The 23,106-nt window shown below is 41.9% G+C and carries 16 protein-coding genes; 8 read left to right on the top strand and 8 right to left on the bottom strand.

Features of this window, described 5'->3' with window-relative positions; all coding sequences use genetic code 11:
* Nucleotides 1-75: 75 nt before the first annotated feature.
* Entirely contained in the window at nucleotides 76-3,765 is a 3,690-nt protein-coding gene (gene metH, locus M5F03_RS01005; protein ID WP_249705976.1) for a methionine synthase, read from the bottom strand.
* A 479-nt stretch (nucleotides 3,766-4,244) separates the two neighbouring features.
* Between metH and M5F03_RS01000 the strand changes: the two genes are divergently transcribed.
* Nucleotides 4,245-5,864, top strand: coding sequence for an inorganic phosphate transporter (locus M5F03_RS01000; protein ID WP_180035527.1), 1,620 nt, complete (start codon nucleotides 4,245-4,247; stop codon nucleotides 5,862-5,864).
* Nucleotides 5,865-6,027: 163 nt separating this feature from the next.
* Here M5F03_RS01000 and M5F03_RS00995 read toward each other — a convergent pair whose 3' ends face one another.
* The 3 genes from M5F03_RS00995 to M5F03_RS00985 form a co-directional block, all read right to left on the bottom strand.
* Nucleotides 6,028-7,578 (bottom strand): hypothetical protein, encoded by a 1,551-nt coding sequence (locus M5F03_RS00995; protein WP_111884443.1) that lies wholly within the window; start codon nucleotides 7,576-7,578, stop codon nucleotides 6,028-6,030.
* A gap of 219 nt (nucleotides 7,579-7,797) precedes the next feature.
* A complete protein-coding gene (locus M5F03_RS00990) occupies nucleotides 7,798-7,977 on the bottom strand; it encodes a hypothetical protein (RefSeq protein WP_180005268.1) in 180 nt (59 codons plus the stop codon).
* A 244-nt stretch (nucleotides 7,978-8,221) separates the two neighbouring features.
* Nucleotides 8,222-8,839, bottom strand: a complete 618-nt coding sequence (locus M5F03_RS00985) for a rhomboid family intramembrane serine protease (RefSeq protein ID WP_111884441.1) — start codon at nucleotides 8,837-8,839, stop codon at nucleotides 8,222-8,224.
* A gap of 158 nt (nucleotides 8,840-8,997) precedes the next feature.
* Between M5F03_RS00985 and nfuA the strand changes: the two genes are divergently transcribed.
* Both nfuA and M5F03_RS00975 read left to right on the top strand, forming a co-directional pair.
* Nucleotides 8,998-9,636, top strand: a complete 639-nt coding sequence (nfuA, locus tag M5F03_RS00980) for a Fe-S biogenesis protein NfuA (RefSeq protein WP_078189947.1) — start codon at nucleotides 8,998-9,000, stop codon at nucleotides 9,634-9,636.
* Between the two features lie 229 nt (nucleotides 9,637-9,865).
* Nucleotides 9,866-12,061 (top strand): FepA family TonB-dependent siderophore receptor, encoded by a 2,196-nt coding sequence (locus M5F03_RS00975; protein ID WP_249705966.1) that lies wholly within the window; start codon nucleotides 9,866-9,868, stop codon nucleotides 12,059-12,061.
* A 37-nt stretch (nucleotides 12,062-12,098) separates the two neighbouring features.
* Here the strand turns inward: M5F03_RS00975 and M5F03_RS00970 are convergent, their stop codons facing one another.
* Both M5F03_RS00970 and M5F03_RS00965 read right to left on the bottom strand, forming a co-directional pair.
* Nucleotides 12,099-13,106, bottom strand: coding sequence for a hypothetical protein (locus M5F03_RS00970; RefSeq protein ID WP_249705964.1), 1,008 nt, complete (start codon nucleotides 13,104-13,106; stop codon nucleotides 12,099-12,101).
* A 46-nt stretch (nucleotides 13,107-13,152) separates the two neighbouring features.
* Nucleotides 13,153-14,193: an alpha/beta fold hydrolase gene (locus M5F03_RS00965; RefSeq protein ID WP_372491093.1), complete on the bottom strand. Its 1,041-nt coding sequence runs from the start codon at nucleotides 14,191-14,193 to the stop codon at nucleotides 13,153-13,155.
* 334 nt (nucleotides 14,194-14,527) lie between these two features.
* On the opposite strand from M5F03_RS00965, the gene M5F03_RS00960 reads away from it, so the two are divergent.
* Entirely contained in the window at nucleotides 14,528-15,142 is a 615-nt protein-coding gene (locus tag M5F03_RS00960; protein ID WP_111884438.1) for a carbonic anhydrase, read from the top strand.
* A gap of 84 nt (nucleotides 15,143-15,226) precedes the next feature.
* Here the strand turns inward: M5F03_RS00960 and M5F03_RS00955 are convergent, their stop codons facing one another.
* Complete coding sequence (locus M5F03_RS00955) at nucleotides 15,227-15,856, bottom strand: arylesterase (protein ID WP_180055371.1); 630 nt, start codon at nucleotides 15,854-15,856, stop codon at nucleotides 15,227-15,229.
* Nucleotides 15,857-15,867: 11 nt separating this feature from the next.
* On the opposite strand from M5F03_RS00955, the gene M5F03_RS00950 reads away from it, so the two are divergent.
* Together M5F03_RS00950 and M5F03_RS00945 are read left to right on the top strand one after the other, a co-directional pair.
* A complete protein-coding gene (locus M5F03_RS00950; protein WP_111884437.1) occupies nucleotides 15,868-16,599 on the top strand; it encodes an ABC transporter ATP-binding protein in 732 nt (243 codons plus the stop codon).
* Nucleotides 16,596-19,097 carry an ABC transporter permease gene (locus M5F03_RS00945; RefSeq protein ID WP_249705961.1) on the top strand — a complete coding sequence of 834 codons (2,502 nt, stop codon included), beginning with the start codon at nucleotides 16,596-16,598 and terminating at the stop codon, nucleotides 19,095-19,097. Before M5F03_RS00950 ends, M5F03_RS00945 begins: the two co-directional genes overlap by 4 nt.
* A 128-nt stretch (nucleotides 19,098-19,225) precedes the next feature.
* Here the strand turns inward: M5F03_RS00945 and M5F03_RS00940 are convergent, their stop codons facing one another.
* Complete coding sequence (locus tag M5F03_RS00940) at nucleotides 19,226-20,050, bottom strand: rhomboid family intramembrane serine protease (RefSeq protein ID WP_249705959.1); 825 nt, start codon at nucleotides 20,048-20,050, stop codon at nucleotides 19,226-19,228.
* 78 nt (nucleotides 20,051-20,128) lie between these two features.
* On the opposite strand from M5F03_RS00940, the gene mtgA reads away from it, so the two are divergent.
* Nucleotides 20,129-20,806, top strand: a complete 678-nt coding sequence (gene mtgA / locus M5F03_RS00935) for a monofunctional biosynthetic peptidoglycan transglycosylase (protein ID WP_078193019.1) — start codon at nucleotides 20,129-20,131, stop codon at nucleotides 20,804-20,806.
* 146 nt (nucleotides 20,807-20,952) lie between these two features.
* Entirely contained in the window at nucleotides 20,953-23,034 is a 2,082-nt protein-coding gene (gene ppk1, locus M5F03_RS00930) for a polyphosphate kinase 1 (RefSeq protein WP_180024094.1), read from the top strand.
* Nucleotides 23,035-23,106: the final 72 nt, after the last annotated feature.

Here is a 23,106-nt window from a genome sequence, read left to right as displayed (position 1 = left end):
TTCGTTTATGTCTTTTTAAGATTTTTGATTATAAATAAAAAAATCCCCTCACACGAGGGGATTTTTTCAAACTAATTATTGAACTGAATCATCCAAATTCGGCGCTAACCAGCGTTTCGCTTCATCCAGCGTCCAGCCTTTACGCTTTGCATAATCCTCAAGCTGATCGCCTGCGATTTTACCCACGTTAAAGTATTGGCTTTCAGGGTTTGCATAGTAGAAACCGCTGACAGATGAAGGCGGCCACATTGCAAAACTAGAAGTCAATTGCGTACCGATCTTATCCGTCGAACCGAGCCAGTCAAAGAGTGGTGCTTTTTCAGAATGCTCAGGACAAGCAGGGTAGCCCGGCGCAGGACGGATGCCTATATACTTCTCTTTAATCAATTCTTCATTGCTTAAGGTTTCAGAAGCTTGGTTGCCCCAGAACTCTTTACGAATGCGCTCGTGCAAATGCTCCGCAAACGCTTCCGCAAAACGGTCACCTAAAGATTGTGCAAGAATTGCAGAGTAGTCATCGCCTTTAGCTTTGTACTCATTGGCCATTTCTTCTGCACCAAAGATCGATACAGTGAAACCGCCCAAGTAGTCTTCTGCGACACCTTTAGGCGCAATAAAGTCCGCTAATGACAAGTTTGGTTTACCTGTCACTTTGTCAGACTGTTGACGAATGTGATGGAAGGTATGCGTAACCGATTGACCATCTTCGCTATACACTTCAACCGAATCCGCTGCTGAACGATTTGCAGGGTAAATACCAAACACAGCACGAGCATCAAAACGTTTGTTGTCGATGATGTCTTTTAGCATGGTCTGTGCTTGTTCATACAAGTCAGTTGCTGCTTCACCTACAACTTCATCAGTTAAGATAGCAGGGAATTTACCTGCCAAACTCCAAGAAATGAAGAACGGTGTCCAGTCAAAGTATTCAACTAATGTTTCCAATGGATAATTGGTCAGCGTTTGCGTACCAATAAAGTTTGGCTTCGCAGGCGCATTGGCAGCAAAGTCAATTTTTAAGCCATTTTCAACCGATTCAGCATACGTCAGTTTCGCTGCTTTCGGCTGTTTGTTAGCAATACGCTCACGGACTTTTTCATATTCAGCACGGGTTTCTGCTACAAACTTTGGCTTCATTTCCTTAGAAAGTAAAGTTGTTGCTACACCCACCGCACGAGATGCATCGGCAACATAAATGACTGCATCGTTTGAATATTGTGGATCAATTTTCACTGCCGTATGCGCTTTAGAAGTGGTTGCACCGCCAATCATCAATGGAACATTAAAGCCTTTGCGCTGCATTTCTTTCGCAACAAAAACCATTTCATCCAGTGACGGCGTAATCAGGCCAGATAGACCAATAATGTCGACTTTCTCATCAATGGCAGTTTGCAGAATCTTCTCGCAAGGCACCATCACGCCAAGGTCGATGATGTCATAACCATTACAGCCAAGTACTACGCCCACGATATTTTTACCGATGTCATGTACGTCACCTTTCACGGTTGCCATCAGGACTTTACCCTTAGATTGGCCAGCTGTTTTTTCCGCTTCAATGAACGGATTCAGCCAAGCTACAGCCTGTTTCATGACACGTGCAGATTTCACGACTTGCGGCAGGAACATTTTGCCTGAACCGAACAAATCACCTACCACATTCATGCCGTCCATCAGCGGACCTTCAATCACATCGAGTGGACGTTTAGCTTTCAGGCGTGCTTCTTCAGTATCTTCATCAATAAAGGTGGTGATACCTTTTACAAGCGCATGCTCAAGACGTTTTTCAACTGGAAGCTCACGCCATTCCAAGTTTTCCACTTGTTTTTGCGCAGCACCTTGACCACGGTATTTTTCAGCCACTTCAAGTAGCTTTTCCGTTGCATCGTGCTGACTTTCACCTTGATTTTGGTTCAAGATCACATCTTCAACCGCAGCTTTCAGTTCAGCGTCAATATCATCATAAATCGCCATTTGACCTGCGTTGACGATACCCATAGTCATGCCTTGCTGAATGGCATGGTATAAGAACACTGAGTGAATCGCTTCACGTACAGGCTCGTTACCGCGGAATGAGAACGATACGTTAGACACACCGCCGGAAATCATCGCATGCGGTAAGTTCTGTTTGATCCAACCTGTCGCTTCAATAAAGTCCACAGCATAGTTATTGTGTTCTTCAATACCAGTTGCCACGGCAAATACGTTCGGGTCAAAAATGATGTCTTCAGCAGGGAAGCCCACTTCATTGACCAATACATCATAAGAACGCTTACAGATTTCTTTTTTACGTGCAGCTGTATCGGCCTGACCATTTTCGTCAAAGGCCATAACAATTACGGCAGCGCCATACTGACGGCACAAACGTGCTTTTGCAACGAACTCGTCATAGCCTTCTTTTAAGGAAATCGAGTTAACAACCGCTTTACCTTGTACACATTTTAAGCCCGCTTCAATGATTTCCCATTTAGATGAGTCAATCATGATCGGCACACGTGAAATTTCAGGTTCAGAGGCTACAAGATTCAGGAAGTGCACCATTGCGCCTTCTGAATCCAGCATGCCTTCATCCATGTTGATGTCGATAATCTGAGCACCGGCTTCAACTTGCTGCTGTGCAACTTCTAAAGCTTCGGCAAAGTTTTCTTCACGGATTAAACGTAGGAATTTTTTAGAACCTGTCACGTTGGTACGTTCACCGACGTTTACAAACAGCGAATCTTCTGTAATGTTGAACGGCTCTAAACCGCTTAAACGGCAAGCGGGTTTGGTTTCTGGCACTTGGCGCGGCGCAATGTCTTTTACGGCATTGGCAATAGCACGGATGTGATCCGGCGTTGTACCGCAGCAGCCGCCAGTGATGTTAATCAAGCCACTTTCTGCAAATTCTTTAATAAAGGCAGCGGTTTGTTCAGGGGTTTCATCATAACCGCCGAAGGCATTTGGTAAGCCAGCGTTCGGATGCGCCGAAACAAAAGTATCGGCAACGTCAGCAATGGTTTTTACATGCGGACGCATGGCATCTGCACCTAGGGCACAGTTAAAGCCAATCGACAATAAATCACCATGACGCACAGAGTTCCAGAACGCTTCAGCAGTTTGGCCAGTTAAAGTTCGGCCAGAGGCATCGGTAATCGTGCCTGAAATCATCAATGGCAATTCGTAGCCAATTTGGTTGAAGACTTCTTTCACTGCAAAAATGGCAGCTTTACAGTTTAAGGTATCGAATACTGTTTCAATTAAAAGAATGTCTGCACCGCCTTCAATCAGGGCATGCGCAGCTTCAATATAGTTTTCTTTCAGTTCATCAAAAGTAATGTTACGAAATGCTGGGTCATTTACATTTGGCGAGATCGAGCAAGTACGTGAAGTCGGGCCAAGCACACCTGCTACAAAACGCGGTTTTTCAGGCGTTGAGTATTTTTCACAAGCTGCTTTGGCAATACGCGCTGCTTCACGGTTGATCTCTGATACCAAATCTTCCATGTGGTAGTCAGACATTGAAACTTTAGTGCCGTTAAAGCTGTTGGTTTCAATGATGTCTGCGCCAGCATCGAGGTAGGCTTCATGAATGCCTTGAATAATTTGCGGCTGAGTCAACACCAATAGGTCATTATTGCCTTTGAGGTCAGATGCCCAATCTGCAAAACGCTCACCACGGTAGTCAGCTTCTTCGAGTTTATGACGCTGAATCATGGTACCCATTGCACCGTCGATAATCAGAATCCGTTGAGCGAGCAGCTCTTTTAGGGTGGCAAGCGTGGACATAAATAACCCCAATCCGATGGAATATAAAATCGGCAAATATATTAACAGAATTCATTGCAGTTTTATTGATATTCAATCATCTTCACAGCGCGCAATTATTAGCTTGTTGAATTAATGAGCAATATTGCAACTTGCTAATTTCATATTCTAATTTCATATAAATGTATGGAAAGCTTCATGAATTTGTCATATTGCTCAGGCAAGATTAAAAAACATCCAGCAGGGCTATGCAATATGACAAAAAAACATGACAGATGAAATATAAGTTGAAATATTGGGTTTCAAAGAAAATAAAGTTTAAATACGCAGATTAAATAACTGATTTACTTTATGAAAGTAGAGTAGGGAAGTCGGTTTTTAACACTTAAAAAAAACAAATAAAGCATGAAAAATTGCTTTATATGACACCGCTTTGTCATATAATTGTCATAATTAAATTGAACAATATGGGGATTTTAAAATCCTCTATTCCTGCCTGCATGAATTCTAAACAAACTCCCGTAGATTCAGCGCACACGTCGACTCCTCAAAAGTCCACGAATGTTCATGTGCCTACACCGAAATTCTTTATGCCGGTATTTTTAACGGTGATTATTTCAACGTTGATTTATATTGGTTTTCAGGTGACTGCCGATTTAGCGCATGTTCCGCCTTTAAGTCTTTATTCAATGATTTTATTGGGCACAGCCTTATTCATCGCACTTGGCTTTGAATTTGTAAATGGTTTCCATGACACTGCAAACGCAGTGGCAACAGTGATTTATACCAACGCCTTGTCAGCACCAGTTGCGGTAATGTGGGCAGGTTTCTGTAACTTTCTGGGTGTAATGGTTGCCAGTGGTGCAGTCGCTTACGGCATTATTGCCTTATTACCTGTTGAATTGATTATGAATGTCGGTTCAGGTGCTGGCTTTGCCATGGTTTTCGCAATGCTGATCGCAGCGATTTTGTGGAATTTAGGGACTTGGTTCTTAGGCATCCCGGCGTCTAGTTCGCATACTTTGATTGGTTCTATTCTTGGCGTTGGCATCATGAACTACCTGTTAAATGCAGGCGGTGGTGCGAGCGGTGTAGATATGGAGCAGGTGCTTAAAGTCGGTAAGGCGTTATTGTTCTCTCCACTGATTGGTTTTGCATTTGCAGCCCTAGTTTTCTTGTTGGTGAAGCGTATTTTCCGCAAACAGCTAGAATTGTTTCAGCCACCAGAAGGCAATAAGCCGCCACCACCACTGATTCGTGCAATTTTGATCTTTACCTGTACAGGTGTAAGTTTTGCGCACGGTTCAAATGATGGTCAAAAAGGTATGGGTCTGATCATGCTGATTTTGATCGGTTGTGTGCCATTGGCTTATTCATTGAATAAGAACTTAGATAATCAACATATTCAATCTTTCCATCAGTTATCTGCTCAAACTGCGACTGCGATCTACGCAGAGCATAAGGATATTCCTGATGCACAAGCGCGTGATGTACTCACCAAATACATTCAAACCAAAGAAGTCAGCCCAGAAGTTGTGCCAGCTTTGGCAAGTTTGACCGATCATTTAGGTGAGCGTGTTGCACAGTATGGCGACTTAAAAGATATTCCTGAACAAGAAGTATCTTCGATTCGTAATGATATGTACCTCAGTACCACTGCTTTTAAACGTCTAGATAAAGCTGAACAACTACCAGCAATGGCAGAAGCTGAACAAAAAACTGTGAAGGAATATCGTAGTCACTTAGACTCCTTCTTACAGTACATTCCAACATGGGTAAAAGTCGCTGTTGCATTGGCACTGGGTCTTGGAACCATGGTGGGTTGGAAACGTATTGTCGTGACTGTAGGTGAGCGTATTGGTAAAAACCACATGACCTATGGTCAGGGTATGTCTGCCGAGCTTGTTGCTATGTCAACGATTGCTGCTGCGGATGGTTTTGGTATGCCAGTATCGACTACACACGTACTTAACTCTGCGGTTGCAGGTACCATGGTTGCGAATAAGTCAGGTTTGAACTTTGCAACAGTGAAGACCATTCTATCGGCTTGGGTCTTCACTTTACCTGCAACGATCTGTCTATCAGGTTGCTTGTACTGGTTATTCTTGAAAGTGTTCTAAGTAACTCAAATTCCAGATATAAAAAACGCTGCTTCGGCAGCGTTTTTTTTGGCTTTATCTCAGACATCACCGATTTTAATGGGATGACTGAGAGCTGAATTAGAACAATCAAACTAGCGAGTTGAAGCTTTGCAAAGTTCAACACTTATTTGAACCAATGCCGTTACGCTTTTTTAAACAGTCCCAATACTTTTTTCACGGGTAATTTCTCTTCAGCAAAACCATACAGCGCTGCAAAAGGTAAGGCAGTACGCGCCAAATAAGCCACACGCCATAAGCCACCATGGTTGGCACCATGCATCATGAGTTCTAATGGATGGTCTAGCGCCGTTTCAGGGTTAGCAACCGATTGAGGGTTTCTCAAGTCGTGAATCCATAAAGCTGCCATGAGTGCATTGGTGGTTTCAGGTTGGAATGATTCCACATCAAATAAACTCGCACCATTAAATGCTGCCTTTAATAATGGGTTCTTCGTCACTGAGCGGGTCGTGGTGGATGGCGCAATATTGATACTAACCCGCTGACCATTTTGACGTGCGACAGTTGCGCGCCATTGTTGGATACGTTTTGCGAGTGCGTAGTTTGGACCTTGTTCCACCACTAGACAGTCAGCAATACCATAGGATTTTCCATTGTCTGCTGTGGTGGTTTGCTCATTATTTTGCTTAAAGAAATGCTGACCTGTGACTTTGGCAATACTTTGTGTCAATAGTTTTTGTGCAGAAGCACGGTTTTGGAATTTGGCTTGCGCTGCCGTAACAATCTCTTCTGGAACCGCATAGACATCGGTCGGAGTACACATAAACATCAAGCTGGTGTCGGCTTTTTGTTGGCTGACATAGGCCATGATGCTGTCCATTGCCATTGCAACACGAACATGCTTTTCACCATCTAAATAGGCAATTGCAGCCAGATCTAGTTGATGTTCACTTTGTGCAAGCCATTGTGCAATTTCAGGAATGTGTGTCAGTAAATTGGCGCCCAATTTGTGTTTTAGTTCTTGAATGGGTGTGTCTTCATGCACAGCGTCGAGACTTGGTGCATATAAAGTGGCATTACCGGCCTGAACCGTGCTTAAGATTCGATCCCAAACACGTTCATTATTGAGGTCGATTGCCACAATATTGGCTTTCCATTTTGCTAACCACGTCAGAGGGCCAGCTTCGGAGGCAGCACCAAAAAGCACCATAGTCCGATCTGACAAATCGAACCATTCTGGGTGTGCAATGGCTTCACGTAATGCGTCGGCATGACTGGCTTCAATGATGCCAGCATCTTGCCATTTTTGAATCTGAGCCAGTAAAGCCTCACCTTGAAGTTTTTGACCATGATAGGGCACATACCACTCAGGCGCTGCGTCACTTTCACCTTTTAATTTCACGGTATGCAGCGGATGTGCAGTCAAAGCTACTGCATCTTTGAGCGTATACTTTTCTTGATTACGATAAAACTCAAAGACGTGATGCGCTTTATTTAAACCTTGCTCAGCAATGTTGATCGCAGCTTCAGATGATTGAATTCCTTGTTCAACCAAGGCTTTAAAATATTCAGGATATTTTTTACGCCAGTTTTTTTCTTGTTTTGCACGTACAGAAGAGTGATGGTCAACTGCAGCTAAGGCTTCAGCGATAATTTCACGACCAGTTTTAGATGTACTCGGCTTTTGGTTTGAAGCCGAAATGGGAAATTGAAGACCTTCAGTTGAACTTGACATGCAAAATATCTCAGCTAATTTTGTCATTAATATACAGATGTATACATTATCTATGCCAAATTAAAAAATAGGGTGGCATAAAGTGCCAGATTTATATGATTTGTCATGTGCTTTTGTGAACTTTCGTAGAATATACAGCTTCAAATTTTATTGCCGGAATTGAAAAAGCCTTCGGTTTGAAGGCTTAAAAGAAGAGGGCATGAAATCAGCAATGGCAAATCAACAACGGCCTTTTTTAGCCTGTCCGGGCGGGCAAAAGTCGCCATGGCGATCTGGATAATTATAAGGATAGTGATTACGATCTGGGTCGACCACGATACTGCCTTCACGAGTGTGAACGGCACAAGCACTCAACACGCAGGTCAACAGCAAACTTGAGAACATCAGGACTATTTTCATTGGAATTTCCCTTTTTTATTCTGTGTCATTTCAGTTTAAATCAGGGCAAGGGTAGATAGCGTTTCAATCTGCTGTGAAATTGTATAGCTCGATATTCAAAGTACGGTGCTGTAAATGTGGGAAAGTGGCTAAAGAAAAAATTAAAGGACATTTCGATTTAACGCAGCACAATAAAAAAGCCTAAACTGAAACGGTTTAGGCTGTCATTTTCAGGTTAAATCCAGCTGATTTTTTAGACTTAACGTTAGAAAGGAACGTTTAATAACTGACTTAAGAAATGTGGAATGAGTTTTGGTTCAAGAATAATCGTCATGATTACACCATACGCTGCGCCCCAAAGGTGTGCGCTGTGGTTAATGTTGCTGTTGCCACGTTTACCTGACCAGATACTATAAGCCACATACAGCACGGCAAAAATAATCGCAGGAACAGGAATAAAGAATACAAAAATCAGTTTCCACGGTTCAAACAAGATATACGCAAAGAGTACTGCAGATACCGCCCCAGAAGCCCCTAAACTTGCCCAATGGGTATCATGCTTATGTTTTAAATAACTCGGAATAATCGCTGCGATCAAGCCACCCAAGTAAAACAATACAAAGCCCATGTCGAAGAAATATTGGCGATAAAAACTTTCAATCACGCTACCAAAGAAAAATAAGGTAATCATGTTGAACAATAGGTGCGCGCCATCTGCATGAATAAAGCCATGGCTAATAAATCGGTCATACTCGCCACGACTGAGGGCCGGTGGCCAAAATAACAATCGATTCATAACTTTCTGATTTGAAAATGCAATCAGTGAAATCACCACCGTAATCAGGATAATGGTCACGGTGTGGTTAAAGGGTAGACCCAACATATATGACTATTCTACTTGTTAAAATTTATGCTCAATAATGCCATTAAATCTGCCTAAAGCGTGAACTTTCAGAATAAATCCGACAATTTTAGTTGATTTTTTTCTAATGCCCCGCATCTTAAGTTAAAATAGCGACTTCAGCTTGAGGAAATATTGTAATGTCGACTGAGAACAACAGCACAGCAGTTGCTGAAGAAATTCCAAACCTATTGATCACTCCAAATGCCCAAGAGTATTTGAAAGATCTTTTGGATAAACAAAATACACCGGGCATTGGTGTACGTGTTTTTGTGGAAAATCCGGGTACGCCACGTGCTGAATGTTGTATGGCTTACAGTGCACCAGAAGAAGTTGTGCCTACAGACTATAAACAAGACTATCCAGATTTCCCTGCATTTATTGACACACCGTCTATTCCATATCTTTTGGATGCGGTGATTGACTATAACAAAGACCGTTTTGGTGGTCAGTTAACATTCCGTGCACCAAACTCAAAAGTGCCACGTGTGGGTCCAGATGCCTCTGTAGAAGAGCGTATCACTTATGTTCTACAGTCAGAAATTAACCCTGGCCTTGCAGGTCATGGTGGTAACTGTGCACTGGTAGAGGTGGTTGAAGATGCAGAACATGGTTTAACTGCAGTGCTTAAATTCGGTGGTGGTTGTCAAGGTTGTTCTTCAATCGATTTAACCTTGAAACAAGGTGTTGAAACAACATTGAAGCAGCATGTACCTGAGTTAATGCGTGTTGTTGACCAAACGGATCACAGTAATACTGAAGGTGCTTATTTCAAATAAGTTCAGTATTTTTATAAAAAGCCGCAACCTTGCGGCTTTTTTATTGTCTAAATCAAAAAAACGAAGATTTTCAGATATTTCTAGGGTTTTTACATCAAAATAATAAGTGATATCACAAATACAAATGATAATGATTATTAAAATTAATTGCAATATCATTTGTGTTGGTTACAATGTGCAACACATTATTCTAGATTTCTCCATAAATACGTTTATTTGGAAGCACTCAATGACCAAACAACTATTAAAATCAACGCTTACACTTTCAATACTCTGTGCATTGGTAAGTTTGACGCATGCAGAAAATGTGCACACTGAAGCATCAGATGAATCCGTAACGAAGATGGAAACCATTGTTGTTACTGCAGCAGAACAAGTTAAACAATCATTAGGTGCTTCAAAAATTACGGCAGAAGATTTAGAAAAAATGCCGGTTGTGAATGATATTTCAGAGTATGTGCGCCGTATGCCGGGTGTGAATTTGACTGGTAACAGTGCCACAGGCCAACGTGGTAATAACCGTCAGATTGATATCCGTGGTATGGGGCCTGAAAACACGTTGATCTTAATTGATGGCAAGCCTGTAAATTCGAGAAACTCAGTACGTTATGGCTGGCGCGGTGAGCGTGATACACGTGGCGATTCGAACTGGGTACCTGCAGATGCCATTGAATCGATTGAAGTGCTGCGTGGTCCAGCAGCAGCGCGTTATGGTTCAGGTACGATGGGTGGTGTGGTCAATATTAAAACCAAGAAAGTGACCAACGACGTGCATGGTTCTGCCGAGGTTTTTACCAATCAGCCTGAAGACGCTAAAGAGGGTGCAAGTCACCGTGAAAGCTTTAACTTAAGCGGGCCAATTCTCAAAGATGTCCTTTCATATCGTTTCTACGGTAGTTATAACAAAACCGATTCAGATGCTGCGGATATTAATGCATTAATGGACAATGGCGCGCGTATGGCGGGTCGAGAAGGCGTAGAGAATAAAGATATTGCTGGGCGATTGGCCTGGCAGTTGAATGATCAACAAGTCTTGATGTTTGACGCAAGTGTTGGCCGTCAAGGCAACCGTTTTGCAGGCGATAGTCAAAACAGTGTATTTGATCCAGCCGATCCAAACAAAGCGCCAATCTTATCGGCTTTAATCGGTGAAGAAACCAATACCATTTATCGTGATAGTTTTGCATTAACCCATGAAGGTACGTGGGGTTGGGGCGATAGTAAACTCATTGCGCAATATGACAAAACCAAAAATAAACGCCTACCTGAAGGAACAGGCGGTAGTACTGAGGGACAGATTAATAATCTCGAGAATAAACAAACGTCACATCTAGAAACCATTCGCTTTAATGCAGAAGCCAATCTGCCGTTCCAATGGTATGTTCCACAGGTATTAACTTTAGGCACTGAGTGGGTCGAAGATGACTTTACCGATACGGTTAATACACAAGCTGGCGCAGGCGGTTTTGGTGATGCGCTGACTTCAGGTGACCGTTCACACATGGATTCACGGATTGCATCGGCTTATATTGAAAACAATATGAACTTGGGCGAGAGCACCGATGTCGTTTTGGCACTACGCTATGATAATCATAGTAAATCGGGTGATAGCTGGAGTCCAAGTCTGAATATTACGCAAAAGCTTGGCGACTATTGGACATTAAAAGGTGGTGTGGCTAAGGCGTATAAAGCACCTAATATGTACCAAAATGCGGAAGGTTATCTGTTAAGCACTCGCGGTAATGGCTGTCCGATTGGGCTGAGCCAATGTCTATTACAAGGTAATGGCGATCTCAAACCTGAAACTTCAGTGAATAAAGAATTAGGTGTACAGTTTGAAAAAGACATCGTAAATGCAAGCTTTGCATGGTTCCGTAATGATTATAAAAATAAGATCGTTGCAGGGGATACACGTCTAGAAGAACTAGAAGTAAATGGAACAACATATAATGTACTGCGTTGGATGAATACGCCAGAAGCCTTGGTGGAAGGTGTTGAAGGAAGTATTTCTTTGGACTGGGGTGATATCACGTGGACCAATAACGTCACCTATATGATCAACTCTGAAGATAAACGTACAGGCAATCCACTTTCAGTGATTCCAAATTACACCATAAACTCTATTTTGAACTACAACATCACGGATCGATTAGACAGTAACTTTGTCTATACCCAATATGGTCGTCAAAAACCACGTCAATATGCAGAAACCAGTCTTGAAAGCAAAAATGGCTTGGCGATGGATAGCGTGAAAAGTTATGGCATTGCAGGCATTAACTTTGGTTATAAATTTAATGCGGCTTTAAGTGCTCGTATCGGTGTGAATAACCTATTTGATGAGCAAAAACTGCGTGATAAAACGGTCAACCAAACATATAACGAGCCGGGTCGAGCTTATTATGCAAGTTTGAAATACCAGTTCTAAGTATGTCCAAAAGAAAAGCCGCTTAACGCGGCTTTTTTTATGTTGGGATATTTAAAATTTTCAGTGCTTCACTTGAGTAGTAGAATTGTTCTAAATAGAGACGTGAACGCTCACGCAAATAACCCGACTCAATCATTTGTTGAACGATAGGATAGAGTAAGTTTTGAAGTTCATGCTGAATCAGTGCTTCATCAATATTTAAATCACGTAGCAATAAATCAAAAGGGCGTTCTGCATTACGCACGTACCAAGCATATACGCCATCATGCACTTGCTGTTTCATGTACTCGGCCTGTCGCATAAAATCCCAAATTTCATGACCCATGGCAACTGTTTGCGGCAAGTCCTGAACTTCAACATAGTTCTTTAATACTGAAACTGGCAGCGCTTTAATTTTATGCCACAAATTGGCTTGAAAATGGTACAGCTTATGATCATCAAAGTGCTGATTTAACACGGTTTCACTCATTTGACTGAGCTTTAAAATATTCTTTTGTAAGTATTTGCTGACTGCATTATCTAAATTGGTATCAGTGACATTTTCCAGTACCGATTTCCCCATTTTCATAAATCGTGAAACACCGGGTACCGATTTTGCAATCACCGAATTATCTAAATAATCTTGTATCGCATGTTGAATCAATTGACTGATCATGGCTGAAAATGCAGGATTGTTGACCATGGTATGAATTAAACGCTGACGATGTCCTTGTTTACTTGCCACATACTGCGCAATTTTATCGATGGTCAATACTGGGATGATTTCGGCAATCGTGGTGCTGTCATTTGCAGGATGAATCAGTGCAAATTTGATATGTTCAGCAATTTGCTCAATCAGAAATTGACTTGCAGGGGTATTTAAAATTTGTTTCTGCAACAAGGCATTGATTTGATCAAAGCTCCAAATCTGCTGCAAAGATTGTTTACGAAACCATTGATAAAAATGGGTGAATTCAGTGGCTACGGTATCATTGTGTGAAAAGCTCTGATCTAAAAAGTTCAGTTGAGCGTCAATCAACTGCTCAATCATCGGGTTTTTCTGCATACTTTCCCTGAAGTCCCAGTGATGGGTATCTAAAAATGGCGAATGCTCAGTTTAACTGAATCAGTTTATCTACCAAAGGGTTTTTAAACTTTTGACTTTTCGCAAGGAAAGGTAAGTAATGGTCTGCAACTTGTTGTTCGGCTTCTAAGATTGGCATATGACCGACGTTATTTAAAATCACTGGGGTTTCTGCACGTTTCAGTAAAGACTTGAGTTCGCCTGCCACTTCCACATTAAAGATTTTATCTTGTTTGCCCCAAAGGATCAGGGTTGGGGCTTCCACCGTTCGTGTTAATCGAGCAAAAGTTTCAGGGGTGTAGATTCGATTGAGCGTGACGACTTGATCGATCATTTTACTGGTGAAGGGCGCACGCGCAATTAAGATATTTTCCTGCGCTTCTTTAAGCTTTGTCGGAACATTAGGCGGATTCTGCATGAGTTTATGCATAACATCATCTAAATCCCCCGGTTTTGAAACGATTAAATTTTTAAGTTTATACGGGTCACGGGTATAACTGGTATTGGCTTGTTTATAAATGCCCGCGCTGTTGAGTAAAAATAAACTTTGGGTATCAAAAGGATATTGAGAGGCATATACCGTGGCAATGGAACCACCCAATGAGTGACCTGCAACATTCAGTTTATCTTCAATATCTATTTTAAGGACAAACTGGCGTAGTTGTTCCGTGACATTCGGCACAGAGACATCAAAATCGACAGGGACATGGGTATCGCCATTGGCCGGAAGGTCAGGGATGATCACGTGATAGTTCGGTGTTAAATAATGCGCAACACGATTCCAATTATCACGTGTGCCGCCTAAACCATGAATCAGCAAGATGGTAGGTTTAGAGCGTTGACCGCCTTCGCTATAACTCCAATTCACATTGCCGACTTGAACACTATGTGTGACTAAACCAGCCGCTTTACGTTCTTGGCTCAAATAGTTTTGCACGATAGAGGGTACAGCCAGGTTTTTGCTGATGGGAGACGGATTTGCAGCCAAAGCATGGTTGGCAATAAACGTCATACAGCAAATTGTTGCTAGCTTAAAAAAGACAAAAACGCGTGAATGATGTCCTTTCATTGACGTTTACCCCAGTTAAATCGAATCGATATATTTTTTAGATCATTTATATGACTATTATCAGAATGCGCTGAAATAGTAAAAGCGTATATTTATGAAATATATTGTAAATTAAAAATGACCTTTGTCATCCATTGCTTTTTTGACGTGGTTAAACTTGCGTTTTAATAATGTGAACCATTACAGAAAAAATATTTTTTTTTGATGAATGTAGAGTAGCATTTTCTATCAAGTAGCATCGTCTTATAAAAAATTCATAGCAATTGTTTTTGCAAGTGACAATCGATTCGACTGGGATTAAAATATTGCAACTTCGGATAAGGGTAATTAGAACATGCTAACAGCAGCAGAAGCTTTAGATCGTTTAAAAAAAGGGAATCAACGTTTTGTAGACGGTGAAACGAATCACCCAAAGCTTTTGACGCATCAACAACGTGCTGAAATGGCCGAAAGCCAAGAACCTTTTGCGATTATTTTAGGGTGTTCAGACTCACGTGTTCCTGCTGAAATGGTATTTGACCAAGGCTTAGGCGATTTATTCGTGATTCGTGTTGCAGGTAATATTGTGGCACCGTCTCAAGTCGGTAGCGTGGAATTTGCAGCAGAAAGTTTTGGATGTCCTGTGGTCATTGTATTGGGTCATACACACTGTGGCGCGATTCATTCTACTATTGAAGCTTTAACTAACCCTGCGACACCGCCATCAGCAAATTTGATGTCGATTGTGAACCGCGTTCGTCCATCTGTAGAAATACTTATGCAAACTGAATTGAAAGATGACCTTGAAAAACTTTCAATGCATGCAGTACGTTCAAACGTTTTTGCCTCAGTAAATCAACTGCGTCATGGTTCAGCAGTCCTTGAAAACTTAATTGCGCAAGGCAAATTAAAAGTGGTGGGCGCTGAGTATTCACTCGAAACGGGTGAAGTAAGCTTCTACGATTTCTAAGCAAACTACAGTAAATACAAGATTTAAAAAAAAGGCGCTCAAATGAAGCGCCTTTTTTAACGAATCCATTTTCACCCACTAAATTTATAAGTTTGCTTTAATTAATGGATAAGCATTGTTCAGCAAAATTGGTTGCGCTTTGGCATTTGGGTGAATTTGATCTTGTTGCATCAAATTTTTATGCCCCGCCACGCCTTGCATAAAGAAAGGTAATAATTTGACTTTGTACTGTTGGCTCAACACTTGATAGTTATTTTCAAAAGCTTGGCTATATGCCTTGCCATAATTCGGTGGAATTTTCATTCCAAATAAAATCACTTTCGATTTGGCCTGTTGGCTTTTTTGAATCAGCTGCGCTAAATTTTTTTGAATTTGTGCAGGGGGCTGTCCGCGTAAACCATCATTCCCACCTAATTCAATCACCACAAGGTCTGGACGATGAGTTTGCAACAGTTTAGGCAGTCGTGCCAAAGCTCCACTGGTGGTTTCACCGCTGACACTTGCATTGACCACTTTATGTTGTTTCGGATACTGTTGGTCTAGACGTTTTTGTAATAAGTGGACCCAACCTTGCTGCACTGAAACACCATAACCTGCACTTAAGCTATCGCCCAAAATCATAATGGTTTTGGCAGAGAGCAGCATCGGGCAGAACATCAGTGCAATAGCCAGCAAGTAACTCAATAGACGATTATTTTGAATGCGATTTTGCATATAGGGAAGATATGACCCAACTCACGACAGATGTTGACATCATGCCACAGGCGATTATTTCTGCACAGCAATTGACACAAAAGATACAACTTCCACAAAAACAGTTATCGATCTTTGAACAACTCGATCTTGAAATATTTGCAGGGGAACAAGTTGCGATCACTGGTCGTTCGGGTTCAGGTAAATCCACCTTGTTGGGGATTTTGGCGACCTTAGATCAGGCCAGTTCGGGACAATTACGGGTCTGTGGTCAGGACATTCATCTATTAAATGAAGAACAGCGTGCTCAAGTCCGTTTGGCCCATATTGGTTTTGTCTTTCAGTCTTTCCAGTTGTTGCCACATTTAACGGCACTGGAAAATGTCATGCTACCGCTACGGTTACAAGCAAATTTTCAGGTCAAAGCTGCCGAAGAAAAAGCATTAAAACTGTTAGCAAAGGTCGGACTAGAACGCCAAGCGCATCAAGCCCCTAAAGTTTTATCGGGTGGTGAGCAGCAACGGGTTGCGATTGCCCGTGCTTTGGTGAGTGAACCCGATCTGATCTTTGCAGATGAACCGACAGGTAATTTAGACAGTGCAACGGCACAGGAAATTGAACAACTGTTATTTCAGTTAAATCGTGAAATGGGAACCACTTTGGTATTGGTGACGCATGATGCCGATTTGGCCCGTCAATGTCAGCGCCATTTTGAATTGGTCAATGGTCAATTGATTGAGCATCGAACAGGAGATGCTGCATGAATCTTTTGGCACTGTTTCGACCACTCTTACAACTGAGTTTTAAAACCACGGGTGTGTATTTATTATTGATCGCACTGACCTTGGCGATCAGTGCCACCACGGCTTTAAAGTTTAGTAATGTACAAATTCAAAATGCAGTAGCGCTACAAGCTGCTGAAATGTTGGCAGCAGACTTGGTGCTGACAGCCAATGAACCAATTCCACAAGAGTGGCGACAACAAGCCAAAGCACAGCAATTAAAACAATCGAATGTCACGCTATTTAGCAGCATGGCGCACACTGATCAGCAATTTGTCATGGTCAATGTCAAAGCCGTTGATGCTGCATTTCCATTACGAGGTGAACTCGAAACAGAACCGAAACTAAACCGTTCTATACAAGCAGGTGAGGTCTGGTTAAGTCCGCGTGCCATGGATTTGTTGGGTGTTAAGGTTGGAGATCAGATCAATATTGCTGATGCTGCTTTTCAAGTCAGTGCCAAAATCATCCATGACACCAATCAGGAACTCGGTTTCAGTGGTTTTTCACCGACAGTTGTGATTGCGCAGTCTGAGGTGGCGAGAACCAATGCCATCCAAGTCGGGAGTCGGATTGAATATCGCCTGTTAATGGCAGGAGATGCACAAAATACCCAGCGCTTTGAAAAACTGTATAAGCAGAAATTTGGTGATCAAAGCGAAAGTGGTGCTGCTAATTCAGATCATGCGCAGGTTCAAGATGCGGCTCAAAGTAGTTTAAAACTGAGAAATGCCAGTGAAGGCAATACCCGCTTGATGAAGCCGATTGCCAACCTAGAAACGTTTTTACAGGTGGCCAATATTTTAACCATTTTACTTTGTGGCATCGCCATCGCATTAACCAGCCAGCGTTATGTCCAACAAAATCAGGATGCCATTGCACTGATGCGCTGTATTGGATCGACCAAACAGCAAATATTAAGTGCTTATCTGGCTTTACTGTTGGTAGTACTCGGGCTTTCAATCCTGTTTGGAAGTTTGATTGGTCTGGGATTGGGTTATGGCTTATTGCAACTGATGCTACAGCTGATTCCAAATTTACAATTAGAGTTTTCAGCCCTGTCTATGCTGCTTGGCCCACTTCCAATTGCAATATTCACCAGTGCGATTGTGCTATTAGGATTTGTTCTTCCGAGTCTTTGGCAATTATTAGGGACACCGCCAGCACGGGTGATACGACAACAAGAGCGTTCTGTACGTTCCATACTTTGGATGCTCAGTTTCGGCACGCTCAGTTTGGTGGTGTTTTGTGTGGTATTAACTGAAAATTTACAACTCACCATGTGGCTGATTTGCGCCATCATCTTCCTGTGTGTTGGCCTATATATGATGGTCTGGCTCAGTTTAAAGGCTTTGAAAAGTTGGGGGACGAAAATCTCAGCGTATATACGCACACCGTATCAAACGGCATTTCAAATTACCGCATTAGCATTGGGTCTAAGTCTGATTACGGTTTTAGCGGTATTACGTACAGATTTGCTGGAACGTTGGCAACAACAATTACCACAAGGGACACCTAACCAATTTGTCTATGGATTACCGCCATTTGAGTTGCAGGATTTTAATCAACAACTCAAGCAGCATGGTTGGCAAGGGACGCCGATGTACCCGAATATTCGTGGACGATTAGTTGCCAAAAATGATCTCCCTTTTTCGGATGCCTTAATTAAAAGCAATAATTCATTACGCCGTGAATTGAATCTCACACAGGCTGCAACTTTTCCAAAAGATAATCAAATCATCGCGGGCAATCAGCAGTTTCAACAGGTCAATGAAGTATCGGTAGAAGTGAAAACCGCACAAGAACTGGGTATTCAAATTGGAGACCGACTGAGTTTTAGCCTTCCTGAAGGGATTTTACAAGCCAAGGTGATCAACCTTCGCAGTGTGGAGTGGGAAAGCTTTAGTCCAAATTTCTTCTTTATTTTCTCTCCCCAAACCATGGATGAAAATGCCGGCAGCTATTTGGGGAGTTTCTATGTTCCACCGCAAGATAAAAATCAGTTAATTGGTCTAATTCAGCAGTTTTCGAATACGGTGTTTATTGATGTCAGTCTGATTTTGGATGAGATCAAACGCATCGTCAGCGTATTGGTTCAGATTATTACTATCTTGGCGCTGTTGGTCAGTATTTCAGGCATTTTAGTCTTGGTTGCATGTTTGAACTTATTTATGGATGAACGCAAAAAAGAAGTGGCATTACTGCGTTCCTTCGGCAGTTCCAAGCAAAAGTTAAAGTCGATGCTCAGTTTGGAAGTCGGTTTGATGGGGCTAATTTCGGGTGTTGTGGCATGTATTTTTGCTGAAGTGATCAGTGCGATTGTCAGTTATAAAATGGAACTGACCATCCAGCTACATGCAGAGATTTGGTTGATCCTCCCACTGGTAATGACCATAGTCTGTACATTGATCGGACGTTATCGCTTAAGTTATCTTTGTGATATTCCACCCTTAGAAAGTTTGCGTGAACTAAATAGTTAAGCGTGGAGAAGGTTAACGGTTGAGCTAATTAAAAGTGGAGCAAGAACCTAGTGCGTAGTTTGGATTTAGACAAAATTTGACGTGTTTTCAACATGTCTGTGTTATAGCCACAGGGTTCATTCCACTGTTTAACGTGCTGCGAAAGATTGCTTCATCAGCAGGATAAAGTGTTCCCAAAGCGGTAAAATCGGTTGGATTAATTGTTGGCAATGCAGATAAAACAGGTAGCATCCGACAGCTGCGGCGATTAGACCGATCATTTGAATGATTAGGGATTGATGTAATTTTTGTCCCACATACCAAATGAAAGCCAATGCAGCGCCCATCAACATGCCGCCAATATGCGCGGCATTATTAATTCCACTAATCATAAAGCCCATCGCGAGGTTAATGCCCATCACCATCAATAAGGTTTTTTGATCCAGATAAAATTGCTGTTTAGGTAACATAGGGAGCAGCGAAATAATCGTCAGCGCGGCACCGAGACCCATCACTGCACCCGATGCACCTGCACCAATACTCGGGAAAAGCTGCTGATTGGCTGCACCTTCGGCCAATAATGCATAGCTGTCCTGAATGGTTAAATACCCACTCAATAAACTTCCCATCAGTCCTGCTAAAACATACAGACCGAGGAAGTAGAAACGACCTAACATTTGCTCGGCAACACTGCCAAAAATATACAAAGCCCACATATTCAACATCAGGTGAATCAGGCCAAAATGAAAAAACATACTGCTGAATAAGCGGATGGGTTCCTCTAAAAAGGTTAAAGGTGCATAATCAGCACCCCAACGCAAAGCATCCAGTGTGTCGGGTTGGCTTACGTTCATTCCATGCAACACTTGCCAGCCAAAGAGTCCAACATTGATGGTAATTAAGAGTGCCGTGATCCACCACATTTGGATTTGCAGCTTACGGGTTGATACAGCAGGAGGGCTGAGTTCAGACATGCTATTCTTGTACTGTGTCAAAATATTTAAAAATAAGCTTAACATGAAAAAACAGAATTTCTGGAGTAACACACTGACATGAAAGCCTTTATTGTTCGTACATTGTTAATTCTTGTCAGTCTTGTGCTTTTGGTGCAGCTTTGGATCTTTGGTAGTCTAGTGTGGTGGCGTACGCATCCTGTGGAATCGACGATGATGATGCGTTTAGATTATTGGTCTGAGCCATCCAAACCGATTAAACATGAATGGCGTGATTACGACCAAATTAGTGATTATGTCAAACATGCTGTTGTTGCCGCGGAAGATGGCAAGTTTTTACAACATAAAGGTTTTGATTGGGAAGGCATGCAAAATGCTTTAGAACGCAATAAAGATAAAGGCAAAGTGGTTGCAGGTGGATCGACCATTTCTCAGCAATTGGCAAAAAACTTATTTTTATATAACAAGCGTTCATTTATCCGCAAAGGGCAGGAAGCCGTTGCAACATGGATGATGGAACGCATGTGGACGAAGCAGCGCATTTTAGAGGTATATCTCAACTCGGTTGAGTTTGGGGACAACATCTATGGTGTAGAAGCTGCAACACAGCACTATTTTGGTAAAAGTTCACGGAGTTTGAGCCGAGAGCAAGCGGCATTTATTGCGGCGATTTTACCTAATCCAAAATATTATGATGAAAATCGACAAGATCGTAAGCTAAATTATCGTAAGCGCATGATCCAAAAATATATGCGTTATAGCCATATCCCAGATTAAGAACGATCTAAACACTCGTCAAATGGCATGGCAGTGATTTGAATTACAACAAAAAGCTCATATTAATGGGCTTTTTTTATGAAATTGTCACAAATTTGAAGCATACTAAACTGAGTACAGTACACATTTTTTAATATGGGTTTGAAATGAATACCGCAGCTGAAGTCGCGCAAGTACCTACTGAATATACTTATAATGATCGTTATATTAATCGAGAGTTATCGATTCTCGACTTTCATCTGCGTGTGCTCGAACAAGCGGTTGATCCGATACATCCATTACTTGAACGCATGAATTTCTTGCTGATCTTTTCACGTAACTTAGACGAATTTTTTGAAATTCGTGTTGCGGGAATGATGGAACAGCTAGACTTAGGCAATGAAAGCCGTAGTCCAGATGGCTTAACACCAAAACAAGTATTAGATGAAATTTCTGCGACAGCGCATGCGGCAATTGAGCGCCAGTATCGTATTTTAAATCAAGAAATTTTACCTAAACTGCGTGAGGAAGATATTTGCTTCTTACGCCGTGGTGAGTTAACCCCTGCACAATCGGCTTGGGTAAAAAAGTATTTCCAAGAACAAGTTGCACCAGTTTTAACCCCAATTAGTTTAGATCCTGCACATCCATTCCCTCGCTTGGTGAATAAGTCGCTGAACTTTATTGTGACTTTAGAAGGGAAGGATGCGTTTGGTCGTCAGATTGACTTAGCCGTTGTACCTGCACCGCGTTCGCTGCCACGTGTAGTTCGGATTCCTGATGAATTAACCGGTGGCAAAGAGCATCATGTGATGCTATCGGCAATTATTCATGAACATGTCTCTGATTTGTTCCCCGGCATGACGGCGACGGGTTGCTACCAATTTCGCGTGACGCGTAATGCCGATTTGGCTTTAAATGAAGATGTTGAAGATTTGGCTAAAGCCCTCAAAGGTGAGTTGAATTCACGTCGTTTTGGTCGCGCCGTTCGCTTGGAAGTGACAGAAAATTGTCCGCAGCATATTTATGAATATTTGCTTGATGAGTTCGATTTAGAAGAAGAGCAACTCTATAAAGTAGATGGACCAGTTAACCTTGCACGTTTACTGTCAAACTTTAAACGTCCACATCTACGTTATGACGCGCATATTCCTGTTATACCGAAAGTACTCAAAAAATCTGAAAACATTTTTAGTGCGATGCAAAAGCAAGATATTTTGCTGCACCATCCCTTTGAATCATTCGCACCGGTAATTAATTTACTGCGTGAAGCTGCACGTGATCCACAAGTTTTGGCCATTAAACAAACGCTTTATCGAAGTGGCGCAGATTCGGAGATTGTGCAAGTTTTAGCGGAAGCAGCACGTAATGGTAAAGAAGTCACCGCTGTAATTGAGCTTCGAGCACGATTTGATGAAGAATCAAACATTGCTGTGGCCAATGTATTACAAGAAGCAGGCGCAGTTGTCGTGTATGGCATCGTGGGCTATAAAACTCATGCCAAAATGATTTTGGTGGTACGCCGCGAAAACAATAAATTGGTGCGATATGTGCATTTAGGTACGGGCAACTATCATGCGGGAAATGCGCGTATCTACACGGATTACGGTCTATTAACTACAGATAAAGAACTCTGTGAAGATGTACATCGTATTTTCCAAGAATTGACCGGTATGGGTAAAATGGCGAAGCTAAAAAAACTGCTGCATGCGCCATTTACCTTACATACTCAACTCATCAATTATATTGATAATGAAATTACTAATGCTAAAGCGGGTAAGTCTGCGCAAATTATAGTCAAGGTTAATGCATTAACAGAAGTTCAGTTGATCAATAAACTGTACGAAGCGTCACAAGCAGGTGTACAGATTGATTTAATTATTCGTTCTATTTGTTGTTTGCGTCCAGGTTTACCGGGGCTGTCTGAAAATATTCGCGTGCGCTCTATTGTCGGGCGTTTTTTAGAGCATACTCGAGTGTATTATTTCAGTAATAATGGTGATTCACGTATTTTCTGTTCAAGTGCAGACTGGATGGATCGTAATTTATTTAATCGCGTGGAAGCCTGTTTCCCAATTGAAGATCCAGCGTTGAAAAAGCGTATTTATCAATTAGGTTTAGTGAATTACTTAAAAGATAATCAGCAAGCTTGGTTGCTCCAAAGTGATGGGCGTTGGATTCGTACGCATGTTCAAGAGGGTGAGGAAGCACACAATTCACAGCATGTGCTTATAGAAGCATTTAAATAAATGTGTTAGAAAAGTAAAAGGGAGCAATGCTCCCTTTATTTTTTTAATTTATAAGTTTTTTTGAATCATTTA

Origin of the sequence: Acinetobacter amyesii (assembly GCF_023499985.1) — a bacterium.
GTDB lineage: Bacteria > Pseudomonadota > Gammaproteobacteria > Pseudomonadales > Moraxellaceae > Acinetobacter > Acinetobacter amyesii.
This window is presented reverse-complemented; position numbering and strand designations above follow the sequence as displayed.